General features: G+C 66.5%; 11 protein-coding genes and 1 pseudogene. 8 read left to right on the top strand and 4 right to left on the bottom strand.

Annotated features, from left to right (window positions below; translation table 11 throughout):
• Window positions 1-112: 112 nt before the first annotated feature.
• A complete protein-coding gene (locus tag JQK15_RS23640; RefSeq protein ID WP_214868585.1) occupies window positions 113-1,465 on the top strand; it encodes an FAD/NAD(P)-binding protein in 1,353 nt (450 codons plus the stop codon).
• Window positions 1,466-1,564: 99 nt separating this feature from the next.
• On the opposite strand, the gene JQK15_RS23645 is transcribed toward JQK15_RS23640, so the two are convergent.
• Window positions 1,565-2,896: a sensor histidine kinase gene (locus tag JQK15_RS23645; RefSeq protein ID WP_214868593.1), complete on the bottom strand. Its 1,332-nt coding sequence runs from the start codon at window positions 2,894-2,896 to the stop codon at window positions 1,565-1,567.
• Window positions 2,893-3,633 carry a response regulator gene (locus JQK15_RS23650; protein WP_010338467.1) on the bottom strand — a complete coding sequence of 247 codons (741 nt, stop codon included), beginning with the start codon at window positions 3,631-3,633 and terminating at the stop codon, window positions 2,893-2,895. Before JQK15_RS23650 ends, JQK15_RS23645 begins: the two co-directional genes overlap by 4 nt.
• Window positions 3,634-3,837: 204 nt before the next feature.
• Here JQK15_RS23650 and JQK15_RS23655 point away from each other — a divergent pair, with 204 nt between their 5' ends.
• The 7 genes and pseudogenes from JQK15_RS23655 (at window position 3,838) to JQK15_RS23685 (ending at window position 10,337) form a co-directional block, all read left to right on the top strand.
• Entirely contained in the window at window positions 3,838-4,146 is a 309-nt protein-coding gene (locus tag JQK15_RS23655) for a high-potential iron-sulfur protein (protein ID WP_214868595.1), read from the top strand.
• Window positions 4,146-4,801 (top strand): annotated as a pseudogene (locus tag JQK15_RS23660) (cytochrome b/b6 domain-containing protein). Before JQK15_RS23655 ends, JQK15_RS23660 begins: the two are co-directional and overlap by 1 nt.
• A gap of 26 nt (window positions 4,802-4,827) precedes the next feature.
• Window positions 4,828-5,292 carry a c-type cytochrome gene (locus tag JQK15_RS23665; protein ID WP_185707770.1) on the top strand — a complete coding sequence of 155 codons (465 nt, stop codon included), beginning with the start codon at window positions 4,828-4,830 and terminating at the stop codon, window positions 5,290-5,292.
• A complete protein-coding gene (locus JQK15_RS23670) occupies window positions 5,292-6,083 on the top strand; it encodes a COG4315 family predicted lipoprotein (RefSeq protein ID WP_214868596.1) in 792 nt (263 codons plus the stop codon). The genes JQK15_RS23665 and JQK15_RS23670 overlap by 1 nt, the downstream gene beginning before the upstream one ends.
• A gap of 17 nt (window positions 6,084-6,100) precedes the next feature.
• Complete coding sequence (locus JQK15_RS23675) at window positions 6,101-7,285, top strand: hypothetical protein (protein WP_214868598.1); 1,185 nt, start codon at window positions 6,101-6,103, stop codon at window positions 7,283-7,285.
• On the top strand, window positions 7,282-9,000 hold the full coding sequence (locus JQK15_RS23680; protein WP_214868600.1) for a DUF1592 domain-containing protein: 1,719 nt from the start codon (window positions 7,282-7,284) through the stop codon (window positions 8,998-9,000). The genes JQK15_RS23675 and JQK15_RS23680 overlap by 4 nt, the downstream gene beginning before the upstream one ends.
• On the top strand, window positions 8,997-10,337 hold the full coding sequence (locus tag JQK15_RS23685; protein WP_010338474.1) for a DUF1552 domain-containing protein: 1,341 nt from the start codon (window positions 8,997-8,999) through the stop codon (window positions 10,335-10,337). Before JQK15_RS23680 ends, JQK15_RS23685 begins: the two co-directional genes overlap by 4 nt.
• A gap of 4 nt (window positions 10,338-10,341) precedes the next feature.
• On the opposite strand, the gene JQK15_RS23690 is transcribed toward JQK15_RS23685, so the two are convergent.
• Window positions 10,342-13,380, bottom strand: a complete 3,039-nt coding sequence (locus tag JQK15_RS23690) for a glycosyl hydrolase family 28-related protein (RefSeq protein WP_214868602.1) — start codon at window positions 13,378-13,380, stop codon at window positions 10,342-10,344.
• 78 nt (window positions 13,381-13,458) lie between these two features.
• Entirely contained in the window at window positions 13,459-16,428 is a 2,970-nt protein-coding gene (locus JQK15_RS23695; RefSeq protein WP_214868604.1) for a TonB-dependent receptor plug domain-containing protein, read from the bottom strand.
• Window positions 16,429-16,462: the final 34 nt, after the last annotated feature.

Below are 16,462 nucleotides of genomic sequence, written 5' to 3' on the forward strand. Positions count from 1 at the left end.
CCGTCTGCGGGACGAGGCGGACATGAGACGCGACCTGCGCCGCCCCCTCGACAGCGCCCCGACGGGCTGCTCTATCTGGCAGGCCCCTTCCCTGCCCGGAGAGATTTCCCCCATGTTCCAAGTTTCCCACCTGGTCATCGTCGGTGGCGGGTTCAGCGGCACGCTGCTGGCGATCAACCTGCTGCGCTACGGGACGATGCGGGTGACATTGGTCGAGCGGCGGCCCGAGCGGCTGGGCAAGGGTGTCGCGTTCGGCAGCGCCCTGCCCGATCATATCCTCAATGTCCGCGCCGGCAACATGAGCGCCTTTCCCGATCAGCCGGGGCATTTCGCGCAATGGCTGGCGGAGACGAGCGGCGGATCGGACGCCAGCTTCGCGACGCGGGCGACCTATGGCCGCTATCTTTCCGCGCTGCTGGACAAGACCCGCGCCGAGGCGGGTGACCGGCTGGACGTGATCGATGATGCGGCGGTCGATATCCGCATGACCGGCGATGGCTGTGTCGTCGAACTGGCGTCGGGCAAGACGCTGGCGGCCGATGCGGTGGCGCTGGCGCCGGGCAATCTGCCGCCGCATGACCTGCCGCCATTTCGAGACAAGGCGCCCCCGCTCTATGTGTCCGAACCCTGGGGCGCGGACATTGCCGAGGGGCTGACGCCGAGCGACAAGATACTGCTATTGGGCACGGGCCTGACCGCGGTGGATTGCGCGCAGACGCTGGACAGCGCGGGTTTTCGCGGATCGATCCTGGCGCTGTCGCGGCGCGGGCTGGTGCCGCACAGCCATGCGCCGGCCATGCCCTTCCCCGCCCTGCGCGAACGGCCGGCCGCCCATTGCGCCGGGCTGGTCCGCACCATCCGCCAGCGGGCCGATGCGGTCGGCTGGCGCCGCGCGGTCGATGAGCTGCGCCCCTTCACCCAGGATATATGGCGGGCGGCCTCCCCGGTCGAACGGGCGCGCTTCCTGCGCCACGCCCGGCCCTATTGGGACGTGCATCGCCACCGCATCGCGCCGCAGGTGGCCGAACGAATCGCCGCGATGCAGACAAGCGGGCGGCTGCGGATCGCGGCGGGCCGGATCATCGGCGCGCAGGACGCCGACCAGGGACTGATCGTGCAATGGCGGCCGCGCGGCGGCGAACAGGTGCAGGAAATCCGGGTGGCGCGGGTGGTCAATTGCACCGGGCCGCTGGCCGATCTGGGCCGGGCCGACGATGTGCTGCTGCGCCGGCTGGCGGATCGTGGCGCGATCCGGCCGGATGCGCTGGCGATCGGTATCGACACCAACCGGCAGGGCCATGCCATCGCACGCGACGGCAGCGCGCAGGAGCGGCTGCTGGTGGTCGGGCCGATGACGCGCGGCGCCCATTGGGAAATCGTCGCCGTGCCCGATATCCGCCGCCATAGCTGGGACATGGCGCGCGCGCTGACCGGCGCGCAATGGGTGGAGGCGGAAGGGCTTTAGAGCAAATTCCGATCCGACTGCGTCAGATTGGTTGCTCTAAGTTTTTGGTTTAACGCGTTTTCCGAGTCATCAGGTGATTCCACCTGATTAGAAAACGCTCTAAACCGGCAGCTCGACCTGCGCGCGCAGCCCGCCATCGGGCGTGCGCGCCAGCGACACCCGGCCCTGATGCGCCTGCGCTGCCGACTGGACGATCGACAGCCCCAGACCCACGCCGCCGGTGCTGCGGTTGCGCGAGGGTTCGCCGCGATAGAAGGGCTCGAAGGCGCGGGCGATATCAGCCTGTTCCATGCCCGGCCCGTCATCCTCGATCGTGACGATCGCCCGCCCCTCGTCGCGCATCACCCGCACCCGCGCGCGGTCGCCATATTTGATCGCATTGTCGATCAGGTTGGTGAACAGCCGTTTGAGCAGGATCATGTCGCCCGCGATGATGACAGGCTCCGCGCCCGTCAGGGTCACGTCGCGGCCCATGTCGGCGAAATCGTCGACCAGCCCCTCGACCAGCAGGCCAAGGTCGAGCGGTTCCTTGAGGCGGGGGCGATTTTCATTGTCGACGAAATCCAGCGTCGTGCCGATCAGCGCCTCCATCTGGCGGATTTCCTCCTCGGCCGCGATCCGCACCGATGGGGGCGCGGCGGTGAGGTGGAAATGGAGGCGCGACAGCGGCGTGCGCAGATCATGGGCGATCGCCCCGACGACCGAGGTGCGTTCGCGTACATAGCGGGCGATGCGTGCCTGCATCTCGTTGATCGATTGCGCCGCCAGCCGGATCTCGCTCGGCCCGTCGAGCGGGATCGGCTGCTCCTCCTGCCCTGCCCCCATCCGCTCGGCCGAGGCCGCGAAAGCGCGGATCGGGCGGGTCAGACGCGCGCTGAACCAGAGGCTGAGCGGCACCACCAGTAGGATGCCGACGAGGAAGGCATATTGGCCGAGCAGCCGCCAGAGCGACCGCCCGCCCCGCGCTTCCCGCGTGATCATCCGCCACTGACCGTCGGGCTGGCGGATCGCGGCGATGAAGGTGCCCAGGATGAAGGGATCGGCGAGCCCATCGGGGCCATAAAGCTGCATCTCCGCCACGAACTGGCCGATCCGCTCGCGATCGCCGGGGTCTAGGCGGATGCGCACATCGGCCGCCGGCAGGCTGAGGCGTCGCGCCAGCAGCGCGGCGATCAGCCGATCGGCCGGGTCGGTCGATGCCGTCGGCGCGGCGGCCTGCCGCACCTCATGCACCACCGGCTCGTCGCGCAGCAGGGGCTGGCTATGGACGATGCGGGCAATCTCATAGACCGACAGCGGCACCCGTTCGGGCGGGATGAAATAGAGCAGCAAAGTGAGGCTGAAGGCGGTCAGCGTCAGGATCACGACCAGGGCCAGCGCCAGCAGATGGGCGTGGATCGAATTGGCCCAGCGCAGGAAGCCCGCCTTCATCCGCGCTGCACCGGCGCCTGGAAGATATAGCCTTCGGACCGGACGGTGTGGATCAGTTCGCCGCGTGCGCGGGTGCCAAGCTTGCGGCGCAAGCGGCTGACCTGGGTATCGATCGCCCGGTCGAACACATCGGCATCCTCGCCCCGCGCCAGTTCGACCAGCGCGTCGCGGTTCAATATCTGCTGGGGATGTTCGATGAAGGCGAGCAGCAGGGCGAACTCCCCCTCCGACAGGCTGATGATGATGCCGGCGGGATCGCGCAGCACCCGGCGCACCGGATCGAGCTGCCACCCTTCGAAATGATAATGGGCCAGCACCGGCTGGCGCGTGTCGGCGACCGGGCGACGGCGGCGCTGCAGCGCACGGATGCGGGCGAGCAGTTCGCGCGGCGACAGCGGCTTTGGCAGATAATCGTCGGCGCCCATTTCCAGGCCGGTGATCCGATCCCCCTCCGTCCCCAGCGCCGACACCATGATGATGCCGGCATCCTGCTGTCCCGCGAGCGAACGGGCGATCGACAGCCCGTCCTCGCCCGGCATCATGACGTCGAGGACGATGATGTCGACCGGCTGATGGGCGAGGATGGCGCGCATCGCCGGGCCATCGGCGGCTTCGCTGACGACATAGCCTTCCTGTATCAGGAACGCGCGGACCAGCGCGCGCAGCGACGGATCGTCATCGACGATCAGGATATGCGTGTCGCCCGGCGCGCTGTCGCCTGTCAGCTTCGCTGTCACCCTTATCTCTCCTCTTCCCATTCCGCCCCTTCTAGCCGCCGGCCCGCGCCGGATTTTGTCAGGCCCGACACAAAGGACGGAATAAGCGCCTGCATTCTGCGCCGATTTTGTCGGCGCTGACAAATTAATCCGGCGCCCCCCTGCTAGAAGGATCGCACAAGAGGACCGGAGCAACCGGGCCGGCAGGGAAGAGGAGTGGGCCGCATGGCGGCAAGCCATCATCATGTCCGTCACTGGAGCCGCCGATCGGCGCTGGGCCTTATCGCCTGCGTGCCGCTGGGGATTGCGAGCATGGCCAATGCCGCCGAGTGCGTCGATCCGGCCAGTCTGTCCGCCGCGCAGAAGAGCATGCGCAAGTCGCTGGGCTTTCGCACGTCGAGCGATGCGACCAAGCGCTGCGGCCTGTGCGCCTTCTTCACCGCCGCCCAGCCGGGTTGCGGCAAATGCGCGCTGCTGAGCGGCGGCATCGTGCCGGCCGAGAGCGTGTGCGACAGCTGGGCAAAGAAGAGCTGATGGCGAACGCAGCGCGCCAATATGTCTGGGACTTGCCCATCCGCCTGTTCACTGGGCGCTGGTCGGCCTGATCGGCTTTTCCTGGTGGAGCGCGGAAACCTATCACATGGACTGGCATCGCCTGTCGGGTCAGGCCGTGCTGTTCCTGATCGCCTTTCGCCTGATCTGGGGCCTGATCGGGTCCGGGCCGGCGCGCTTTGCCCAGTTCCTGCGCGGGCCGCGCGCGATCTTCGCCTATCTGACCGGCCGTGCGCCCGCGGCGCCGGGCCATAATCCGCTCGGTGGCTGGAGCGTGGTGGCGATGCTGCTGGCGCTGTCGGTCCAGGTCGGCACCGGCCTGTTCGCGGTCGATATCGACGGCATCGAATCCGGGCCGCTGTCGCATCTGGTCGATTTCGATCAGGGGCGATTGGCCTCCGACATGCACGGCATCAGCTTCACCATCCTGCAGATGCTGATCGGCCTGCATGTCCTGGCGGTGCTGTTCTACCTGCTGGTGCGCCGCCGCAACCTGATCGGGCCGATGGTCAGCGGCAGGGCGAAAGTGACCGGCGAGCCGGTGGCGGTGCGGCGCGCGTCGCCTGTCGCCTTCGCCGTCGCCATCCTGCTGGCGGGCACGCTTGCCTGGTGGGTCTTTGCCGATCCGATGCTGTGACAGACATGAAAGGGACGAGGATGAGGATGCACGATACAGCGCGGATGAAGCGGCCGATCGCGATGCTGGCACTGCTCTGCGCGGCGCCGCTGGCGGCGGCACCCGGCGATATCGTCGCCACCCGGATCGCGGGCTTCCGCGAGGTCGGCGCGGCATTCAAGAATATCAATGACGAGCTGAAATCGGCCACGCCGCAAACCTATGTGATCCAGATTTCGGCGCGGCAGATCCGCGACTATGCCCGCCAGCAACAGGGCTGGTTCCCGGCCGGCAGCGGCCCGAAACCCGGCGTCAAGACGGCGGCCAAGCCCGAAATCTGGAGCCAGCCGGCCGCATTCAAGGCGGCGCAGGACGGCTTTACCGCACAGGCCAACAGCTTCGCCACCGTCGCGGCGAGCGGCGACGTGGCGAAGATGCGGGTTGCGGCCAAGACGCTGGGGCAAAGCTGTGGCACATGCCATCGCAGCTTCCGCGTCGAGGAGAAGCGCTGATGTGGCGCCAGGCGGCCGCGATCCTGTGGCTGGCACAGCCGGCCGCGCTCTGGGCGCAGGCCGCCGACCTGCCGCCCGAGGCGGCGAGCGGCGAGCCGCTGCCGGCCGGTGTCAGCGTCCGCAAGGTCGGCGCGCAGAGCGTCTATGTCGATGCCCATGGCCGCACCCTCTATGGCATGGACATGCGCGCCGTGACCGGGCGCACCGGGCACCAGCCGCTCTGGTGTTCGGGCGATTGCCTGACCCAATGGACGCCGCTCGCCGCGCCCGCCAAGGCGGAGATCGTGCCTGCACCGCCCGAGTTCGGCGGCGATCGCAAGGCGCCCCGACTGAAGCAGGACGGCCCCGACTGGATCGTGATGCAGGGACCGGGCGGGCCGCAATGGGTCTATAAGCGGGTCAATCTGGTCTTCACCCATGTTGGTGAGCGGCCCGGCACGATCGGGCATGAGGGCGAGGACGGCCTCGTCTGGAACAGCCTCAAATATATGCCGGCCGCGCCCAAAATCGAGGCGCCGGCCGATGTGACGGCGCGGCTGGTGGACGGGCGCTATCTGCTGGTCGATGGCCAGGGCAATTTGCTGGTGACGCATAAGGGCAAGGCTTGCGGTTCGGCCTGCGCCAACTGGCGCGTCTTCCCGGCGGGCATGGCGCGACGGGGCATGGGCGCCTGGACCGTGCGGCCCGATGGCGACCGCGCCCAATGGGCCTATCGCGACCGGCCGGTCTTCACCATCGAGGGCGACGACCCGGCCGATATTCCGGCCGATGCCGAGCCGCTGATCCCATGATATTTCGCAAGGAGAGGATGATCGTGCAGAATCATCGCAAACTATTCCTGCTGCTGGGCGCACTGCCACTCGCGGCGTCGGTTTCGGCGCAGGGTGATGCCCCCGCGAAGTCCGCCGCCCCTGCCGCGTTGCCCGCGCCGCCGGCCAATGGCGAGATGGGCTTCGTTGTCAGCCATTTCGCGCCCGCCATCTATCAGGGCAAGGAGGATTGCCCGCAGGGCCTGGCCGCGACCCTGCGCGAAAATTATCTCCAGACCCAGCCGACGGGCGAGCGGACGCGGCTGCTGGAAAAGGCGAACGAGAAGGAACTGACCGCGCGCTGGACCGGCTATGCCTTCGGGCCCGACAATCTCAACATCTGCACCCATCCCGACAAGTTCGACCGGCCGCCCCAGCGCATGGTGCAGGGCAAGGTCGCGCAGGGTCTGAACCTGGACGATGATGCGGACGGCGCGGCGGCGGACGACAGCTGCGGCCATGCCAATTTTACCGGGCCAGCCGGCGAGCCGGGCGTCGACAACCAGATGTGGCGGGCGATGGGCTGCGTGCGGACCTGGCGCGGGGTCGACGGCACGGGCGGCGATATCGTCAAGGGCCTGACCCAGTTTCTGGTAAGCGGCGAACATAGCCAAGTGCTGCTGCTCAGCGGCGTCGACAGTCTGGAAAATGACCCCGACGTGACGGTGATCTACGCCAATACCGAGGATCGGGCGGTGGTGGATTCGCGCCAGAATTTCATCCCCGGTGCCAGCTACAGCGTCACCGCCAATGCCGCCCATCGCAATGTGCTGAAAGGGCGGATCGTCAACGGCGTGCTGACCACCGAGCCGGCCCATATCCGTCTGAAGCAGAATTGGGGCCAGGGATCGGAGCGGGACATTCGCGGCCGGCGCAACGAATATGATTTCACCAGGGCGCGGCTGCGCTTCACCTTCCAGCCGGACGGATCGATCAAGGGCATCGTCGGCGGCTATCAGCCGATCTGGAACGTGATGGCCAGCGCATCGGTCGGTGGCGAAGGCGCGGCGACCACGGCGGGCTATGACTGCGCCGCCATGTATGCGGCCTTGAAGGCGATGGCCGATGGCGATCGCGATCCGGCGACCGGCCAATGCCGCCGCATTTCCAGCGGCATGGAGGCCTGGGCCGTGCCCGCCTTTGTCACCGACCGCCTGCCCCAGCCCAAGGTAGCGCAGCGATGAGCGGGCTGTTTCGCCAAAGGGCGCGCTGGACGCTGCTCGCCGGGTTGCTGCTGAGCGCCTGCACGGTCGAGAAGGCGCCGCAGACCGCCGCCACGCCCGACGCTAGCTTCGCGCCCTTGAAGACGCCGCTGAGCCAGGTGGCGGGGATGCGCCGCCTGACCGAGGCGCAATATCGCAACAGCATCGCGGACATTTTCGGTCCCGACATCAAGGTCGCCGGCCGGTTCGAGCCGATCGTGCGGCCCGTGCATGAGCTGATCGCGACCGGCGCCAGCGCATCGACCATCTCGCCCGCCGGGCTGGAACAGTTCGACGCGATGGCGCGCAACATCGCCGCGCAGGTCTTCGCGCCGGATCGCCGCGCCCAGTTCATGCCCTGCGCCCCGCGCGACGCGGCCGCGCCCGACGCCGATTGCGCCGCACGGACGCTGATGCCGATCGGCCGTTATCTGTTTCGCCGGCCGATGACGCAGGAAGAGATCGGCGCCTTCGTCATGATGGCCGGCAAGGGCGCTGGCGATGGCCAGGGTTTCTATGACGGGATGCAGTTGGCGCTCGCCGCCATGCTGGTGTCGCCGCAATTCCTCTACATCATCGAGAGCGCGGAGCCCGATCCGGAGGCGCCCGGCAGCCTGCGGCTCGACAACCATGCCCGCGCCGCGCGGCTGAGCTATCTGCTGTGGAACACGACGCCCAATGAGGCGCTGCTGCGCGCGGCCGACGAGGGCAAGCTGACCGATCCGGCCCAGCTTGCGGCGATCGCGCAGAAGATGGTGCGATCACCCCGGCTGGAGGATGGCGTGCGCGCCTTCTTCGCCGACATGCTGTTGTTCGAGAAGTTCGACGAGATGGCCAAGGACCAGATCGTCTATCCCCGCTTCAACCCCGATGTGGCGTCGGCCCTGTCCGAACAGATGCTGCGCATGATCGTCGACCAGCTGGTGACGCGGCAGGGCGATTATCGCGACCTGTTCACCACCCGGCGGACCTTCATCAACCGGGCGCTGGGGCCGCTCTATCAGGCCAAGGTGTCCAGCATGCAGGGCTGGGTGCCCTATGAATTTGCCGATGGCGACGATCGCGCCGGGCTGCTGGGCCAGGCCGGTTTCCTGGCGCTCTATTCCCATTCGGGGCGCAGTTCGCCGACCCTGCGCGGCCGGGCGATCCGCGAACTGCTGCTGTGTCAACCGGTGCCCAATCCGCCCGGCAACGTCAATTTCACCGCCGTGCAGGATGTCGGCAACAAGGCGATGCCGACCGCGCGCATCCGCCTGAACGCCCACAATAGCGATCCGGTCTGTGCCGCCTGCCACAAGATCACCGACCCGCTGGGCCTGCCGCTGGAGCGGTTCGACGGCATCGGCGCCTTCCGCCGGACCGAGAATGACGCGCCGATCGATACCGCCGGCGTGTTCGAGGGCACGGCCTTCCAGGGCAATGTCGGCCTGGGCCAGGCGCTGGCGGCGAGCAAGTCGACCACCGAATGCGTCGCCGGCCGCGCCTTCCAATATGCGACCGGGCGCATGCCGGAGGATGAGGAGGCAACCGCGATGGCGCTGGAACAGGGCTTCGCCGCCGATGGCTATCGCATCCAGGCGCTGTTCCTGCGGGTCGCGACCATGGCCGATGCCTATCGCGTCAGCACCCCACCGCTGGCCAAGCCGCAGGTCGCGATGATGACCAGCCCGCATATCCGTGAAGGAGACCGCCCATGAGCTTCACCCTCGATCGCCGCACCGCGCTGCGCGGCATGGTCAACGGCATGGCCGTGGCCGTCGGCCTGCCGCTGCTCGACATCTTCCTCGACGGCAACGGCACCGCCATGGCGGCGACCGGCGCGCCGATGCCGATCCGCTTCGGCACCTGGTTCTGGGGGCTGGGCGTCAATCCGCCGCGCTGGTTCCCCAGCGCCGCCGGCAAGGATTATGAGTTGAAGGTCGAGCTGGCCTCGATCGAGGCGCTCAAGCACAAGGTCAATATCCTGGGCGATTTCACCCTGCCGCTCGATGGCAAGCCCAACCTGCCGCACATCAGCGGCGGCATCGGCATCCGCACCGGCATGGCGATCGATTCCGACCGGGGCCTGCCGGGGCCGTCCTTCGACGTGTCGATCGGCGATGTGATCGGCACCCGCACCCGCTTCCGCTCGATCGAGCTGTCAGCGACCGGCGATCCGCGCAATTCGCTGTCGGGGCGCGGCAATGGCAATCTCAACCCGGCGGAAGTGTCGCCCGCCGCCCTTTATACAAGGCTGTTCGGCGCCGGCTTCCATGATCCCAACAGCGCGACCTTCACCCCCGATCCGGCGGTCATGGCGCGGCGCAGCGTCCTGTCCGGCGTGTCCGACCAGCGCCAGGCGCTGGAGGCGCGGCTGGGTGCGGCCGACAGGCAGCGGCTCGACCAATATTTCACCTCGCTGCGTCAGCTGGAAAACCAGCTCGACGTGCAACTGACCAAGCCGGCGCCGATGCAGGCCTGTGTCGTGCCGCCCAAGGTCCCCGACCTGCCGGTCAATGCCGAGATCGAGAATGTCATGCGCAATCACGAGATCATGACCGATCTGCTGGTAATGGCGATGGCGTGCGACAATGTCCGGCTGTTCAACATGAACTTCAACAATGGCGCATCGTCGCTGACGCGGGTGGGCAGCACCATCACCCATCATCAGCTGACCCATGAGGAGGTGCTGGATAACCGGCTGGGCTATCAGCCCGAAGTCACCTTCTATGTCGACAAGTGCATGGAAGCCTGGACCTATTTCATCAAGGCGATGGACGCAGTGAAGGAAGGTGACCGCACCCTGCTGGATAACAGCCTGGTCTTTGCCCATAGCGAGACCGAATTCGCCAAATTCCACACCATCGACAATATCCCGATGATGACGGCGGGGTCGGCCGGCGGGCGCATCCATACCGGCCAATATATCACCGGCGACGGATCGCCGGTCAGCCGGGTCGGCCTGACCCTGCAACAGGCGATGGGCGTGCCGGTCGACCGTTGGGGCACGGGCAGCCTGGAGACGAACAAGATCATCCCCGGACTGATCGTCTGATCCCCTACTCGACCCGCGCCGCGTAGAGGCCGTGATGCGACAGCATGAACAGGGTCTTGCCGTCCGGGCCACCGAACAGCAGCTGTAGCGGCCGTTCGGGCACGTCGATCCGACCGATCGGCTTGCCGTCGGGCGCGTAGACGAAGACCTGGCCATTGACGACATAGACCCGGCCCTGCGCGTCGCTCACCACACCCTCCCCGCCACGATCGGCGAAGGGCTTGAGGTCGGTCAGCGTTCCGTTGCCGGCGACCAGCGCGCTGTAGGTGCGGTTTTCCGATCCGTTGGTGACATAGATGCGCTGGCCCGGCTTGCCCTGGACGAAGCCATAGCTGTCGAGCGTGTGGGAGAAGCGCAGGCCGCGATGGTCGACCGGTCCCTGGGCGAAGACGCGCCAGGCCGGCAGGGCGATGCTGCCATCGGGCGAGACATAGGCCTGCGCATTGGGCTGCGCCGTGTCGCGGGCGAACATCTCGGCAAGCGTGGTGAATTGATAGGTCTTGGGATCGATCTGGTCCCTGAACTCGCCATTCACCCACCAGTTGACCGGGAAGATGGTGGCGGCAGCGCCCTGTGCCGCAGGCGTCGCCGGGATGACTCTGACCTGCGCGTCCGGCGCGCCGGGGGTGACGCTATAGACGGTGCCGTTGCGGCCATAGGAGGAAAGGACGAGCAGATTGCCCGACTTGTCGATGGTCAGGTTCACCGGATCGAGCGCGGCGTCGCGGATCATCTCCAGCCGGCCCGCGTCGGACCAGCGCCATATGCGCTGGAAGAAACGGTCGATGAAATAGAGCCGGCCCTGTGCGTCCACCGCGCCGCCGCCCACCCCATAGAAGCCGTCAGCGAGCTTCCGAACGCTGGCGCCGCCGAAGGTCGAGGGGGCGACCGGATCGGGCTTCGCCGGCACGTCCAGCACGGCGAACTCGCGTTCGCGTACTTCCAGGCCATGGGTGATGTCCTGAATCGCGTTTTCGAACGGATATTTGGTGAGGCGCAGGAAGGTGCCACAGCCATTTTCGTCGCAGGTGCCGACCCCGCTTTCCGCGTTCACATGGACGTTGCGGAAGCGGATGTCGTGGGAATTGTAGAGCGACACGGCGGTCGGCGCGGGCTTACGTGTGCGGGTGACGCGATAGCCGTGGAAATTGGCAACCAGGATATTGTGGGAATCCCGGATTTCGAGCGCAACGGCATCGCCGCTCTCGCCCGCTTCCCCTTCGGTCTGGGGCGCCAGCAATTCCCAGTTGGCGACGCGGTTGAGGCCGATTTCGGTGCGGACATGATGTTCGACCGAGGCCTGGATCAACCGGCCCGGCGTTTCCGTGTCGGAGATCAGGATGCCCGGATGGCCGAATGTGCTGGGGCTCCAGATATTGGCGAAGGTGCCCCCGCCCCCCTGCGTCACCCAGAGGCTGGCATATTGGCCGCCCCAGCGGCGCGATGCGTCAGGATCGGCGGTGGCGTTGTTGTTATAGGGATTGCGCCGGCTGCCATCGAAGGCATCGGTGCCATGGCCGCCCTGGAACTTGACGTCGTTGACCATGGAACTGGCGCCGGCCTTCCATAGCAAGCCGGTCGCGCGCGGATTGGCGCCATTGGTGTCGAGCGCCAGGCCGGCGACGATCGCGTCACCGCCCTGCGCGCTTTCGACCAGCGCCTTGGGGGCACCGACGCCCTGGAAGGCAGGCGTGCCATCGGGCAGGACGATCTGGGTCAGGCTGGGGTGGAGGCCGAGCAGCACCGTGTCGGCGCGCAGCCGCAGCGTGTCGCTGACCTTGTAGAAGCCGGCAGGGAGGTAGACGACGCGGTGGCTGTCGATCGCCTTCTGCAGCGCGGCGGTGTCGTCCGTGCTATTGTCGCCCTTCGCCCCCAATGTGCGGACATTCACCCATTCGGCGACGGGCGGCAGCGGGCGGATGGCGGGCGCGCCGGGCGCCGGCAGGCTGGCGATCGGCTGCGCCTGCATGTCGGTCTTATAGTCGCCGATCCGGCCAAGCCCCGGCAGGGTCAGGCCATGGGTGAAGGAGGTAACCTTATAGACCTTCCCCTGCCCCGCCACCGTCCGGCCGCTTTCGCGGAAGCGGGCAAAGGTGGGCGTATTGGCGGCCAGCACATTCTGGAAGCCGACCTGGGTATAGACATTCTTCTCGTTGGAGATGATCACGCCGGCCTTCGACACATTTTCGAAGCGGACATCCTGACCCCAGAGCCAGTCGCCATAGCCCCGATCGATCTCGATCCCGACCGGCACATTACGGAAGGCGACATTGAGCAGGGTCAGGCCCGCTTCATGCTCGCGAATGGCGGCGTCGCGCTGTCCCTCGAACGTCGCGTCGACCAGGGCGAAGGGCCAGGCCGGCGAGGTCTTTTCAGCGAGGATGCCATAGCGGCCGCCCTTGAAGTGCAGATCCTCCGCCTCGTTGGCGACATGATAGAGGCCCGCGAGGCCCGAACCGATGTCGAAATCGACATGGCTGACGAAGCTGTGCTGGGCGGAATGGAAGCGGATCGCGGTCGCCGCAGGATTGCCGTCCATGATGCGGAAATCGATATTGCCGAGCGCAGAATAGAAGGTGCCCGGATTGGCGTCGGCAATTGTCTTGTCGAACGGCACGCTGCCGGCCGGGGGGAAGGCGGCGGGCCAGCTTTCCTTGTCGGTCTGACGCTTGCCGCCAGTGAAGATCAGCATATGGGCGACGCCGCGCTGAAAGCCGGGCGTGTTGGCGCCGAGCAGGATCACTGGGCGCTGCGCGCCGATGCCGAAGATGCGCACGCCGGGCCACAGGAACAGGGTACGGCTGATGCGGTAGGTGCCCTGGGGCAGGAAGACGATGCCGCCGCCGGGCGTCGCCGCGGCGGCGTCGAGCGCCTGCTGGATCGCGGCGCTGTCATCGGCGCGGCCATCGCGCACGCCCTTCACCGTCACGGCGCGCGCGTCGTCGGGCATGGCGGTATAGACGGACGGGGAAGCGGCAGCAGGCTGTGCTGCGGCCAGGCACAGCAGGACGGATGCGCAGGCCCCGTTCAATCCACGATACATCTATCAGGCTCCGTAAAAAGAAGATGTCCCGGCCGTGCAGGACCGGGACAAGTTTGGGGGGAGAGATGTTATGTTTTATCAGAAATTGAAGCGGACACCGGCGCGGTAGATGCGGCCCAGCGTGTCGTAGAGCGCCGGGTTGATATCGAGACCGGTGTTGGTCTGGGGCGAGGCGACCGGATCCTTGTCGAACAGATTGTCGACCTTGCCATAGAGGGACACACGGTCGCTGAACTTGAAGGTGGCGCCGATGTCGACATAGAAGGCCCCCTTCATCTTGTTGTAATCGATGGTCGGGTGGTTCGCGGTCGAGGCCGGGCAGGACGACTGGCAGACCACATATTGATTGCCGAAGGTGCCGTCGCTGATCCAGCGTTCCTGCACCGTCAGGCTGAACTTGCCGCTGTCATAGGTCTGCACCGCCAGCCATTTCCAGTCGGGCGTGTTGCCGTTGTTGGCGCCGGCCTGATCGACCGGATCGACACCGGCAATGCCCGCCTCCACAATGAACTTGCGGATATGGGTGCCCAGCGCGCGGACGGTGAAGTTGCCCGGCAGGCCGAGCGGCTGCTGCCACTGATAGCTCGCCTCGATATCGAAGCCGCTGGTCCGCCAGGAGGCAAGGTTGAACGGCTGGACATTGATATAGTTGAGGCTGGGGTTGGCATTGTCGAGGCTGAAGCCGCCGCAGAAGGCCTGATTGCCGTCATAGCAGAACTGGACGATCTGCTGTGCCGACAGGCTGGAGACGACGCCCTTCAGCTTGATGTCATAATAGTCGAACGACAGGCTGAGGCCCGGCAGCCAGGAGGGACGCGCCAGCACGATACCGATTTCGGTGTTGCGGGCAATTTCCGGCTTCAGATTGGGATTGCCGATGGTGTTCTGGAATGCCTGAACCGCTGCGCCCTGGAAGGGATCGCTGAAGTTCGGCAGGGTCGTGACGGTCGGCGCGGCGAACAGTTCCGACAGGTTGGGCGCGCGGACGTCGCGCGAGGTGACGGCGCGCAGGCGGATGCCGTCGAGCGGCGTATCCCAGGTGCCGCCGACCTTCCACGCCCACACTGTTCCCGACGTGCTGTAATGGGTGCCACGCCCCGCCGCATTCAGGTTGGCGCGGCCGACCGCCTCGCTGTCGAACAGCGGCATGTCGATTTCCACGAAGCCTTCATAGACTTCATATTTGCCGCGACCATTCTTGTAATTGCCGGCCGCCCAGTTGCTGCCCTGCGCGCCATTGAGCAGCGGGTCGGCCGGATAATCGGCGCTGTTCGGGCTGAGATCGGACACACCCGCGCCATAGGGATCGGCATTCACGCGGTAAAATTCGCGGCGATATTCGGCACCGAAGGCGACCGACAGCGGCCCTGCCCACAATTCCACCGGATTGCCCGAGAAGTTGAGGCTGGCGACGTCCTGGGTCAGCTTGGTGTGCTGGAACGGGCCATTGTCATGCGGCGCGACATAGGCGAGCGCGGCCGCCGAGGGGGTGAAGCCGCCGAAGATGTTGATCGGCTGGCACCCGAGCGCGCGAGCGGCCGGATCGGCGCAGACGATCGCGCCGTTGAGGGTGATCGCATTGGCCGCCGCGGCATAGCGGTTCTGCAGCACGATATCCTTCACCCGGATGTCCGAGATGGTGATGCCATGTTCATAATAGGCGTCATAATTCCAGTCGGTGCCGGCCGCGCCGAACTTGCCCTTGGCACCGGCGACGAAGCGATATTGCTTGCGATCGGTATAGACCTGCGGATCGGGGAAGGCGGCGTTGGACGAACCGAAGCCGAAGGAGGTGATGCCGGCGGTGGCGCACTGGTCGCGCACCGACTGCGGCAGATAGGGGTTGGAGCATTGGACGGTCAGGTTGGCGCGGCCATAGCCGGGGCTAGGCTGGTTGTTGGTCTTCACCTGCGCGACATTGACCGTGACATAGGCTTCGTTGTTGTCGGCGAAATCATAGCCGATCCGGCCATAGCCATTGATGCGCTCCAGCGAGGATTTGAGCGAGGCGCCCGAACCCGGCGCGCCCGACAAGTCGCCGCCCTCGCAGAAGCTGTTGCCGCGATAGCAGTTGGTGACCGCGCCGGTGCCGGTCGGCGTACCGTTCGAGCCATAGTTGAACTGATAGGGATTGCCATTCTGGTCGAAGGCTATGCCCTGCAGCGGGCCATTGTTGATCAGGCCGTAGCGGGCATATTGATAGGGCTGGGCATAGTCGCGGTAATTATATTGCGGCAGGCCATTGTTGGTCTGGCCGGTATTCATCAGCGTGGTGGCGCGATACCAGTTGCGGCTGCCGGCCAGATCGGTGCCGAAGTCGCCGGCGCCCACGCCGCCTTCATGGTCATATTCGCCGCTGACGACGACATGCAGGCGATCATCCATGAAGGATTTGCCGTAGGCGGCCTGGACCAGCGCGGTTTCGTCATCGCCATATTTGGTGATGCTGCCCAGGATATTGCCTTTGAAGCCTTCGAAATGGGTGTCGGTGATGAAGTTGACGACGCCGCCGACCGCGTCCGAACCGTAGGAGGCCGACGCGCCGCCGGTGACGACATCGACGCGCTTCACCAGCAGCTGCGGAAACATCGAGATGTCGGGCACGCCGGTGACATTGGCGCCGACGACGCGCTGGCCGTCGAGCAGGGTCAGGGTGCGGATCGCGCCCAGGCCACGCAGCGAGAAGGAGCTGAGGCCCTGCTGGCCGCTGGAGGTGGAGAAGGTGCCGGTGGCGGCGCCGGTCGAGCCTTGCAGCGACGGCAACTGGGCGATGGTGTTGAAGATGTTGGGCTGGGCGTTGTTGGCGATCTGCTCCTCACCGATGACGGTGGTGGGCGTCGGCGCATTGAAGCCGCTGGTGGTGATGCGCGATCCGGTGACGATGATGTCGGCGCTCTGTGCGGCCGGCGCATCGCTCGTCTGGGCCTGCGGCGCGGGTTCGGCCGCCGGTTCGGTCTGGGCCTGGGCGGTGCCGGCCAGCGCCATGATGGCGACGGCGGCCAGGCTGACGCCCGCCATATGCCGATGGATTGCGATCTGCACGTTCATTCCTCTTCCCCTCTTGTCACCAGGCGCCCTCCCG

It is taken from the genome of Sphingobium sp. BHU LFT2 (assembly GCF_018604485.1).
In the GTDB taxonomy this organism is placed as follows: Bacteria; Pseudomonadota; Alphaproteobacteria; order Sphingomonadales; family Sphingomonadaceae; genus Sphingobium; species Sphingobium yanoikuyae_A.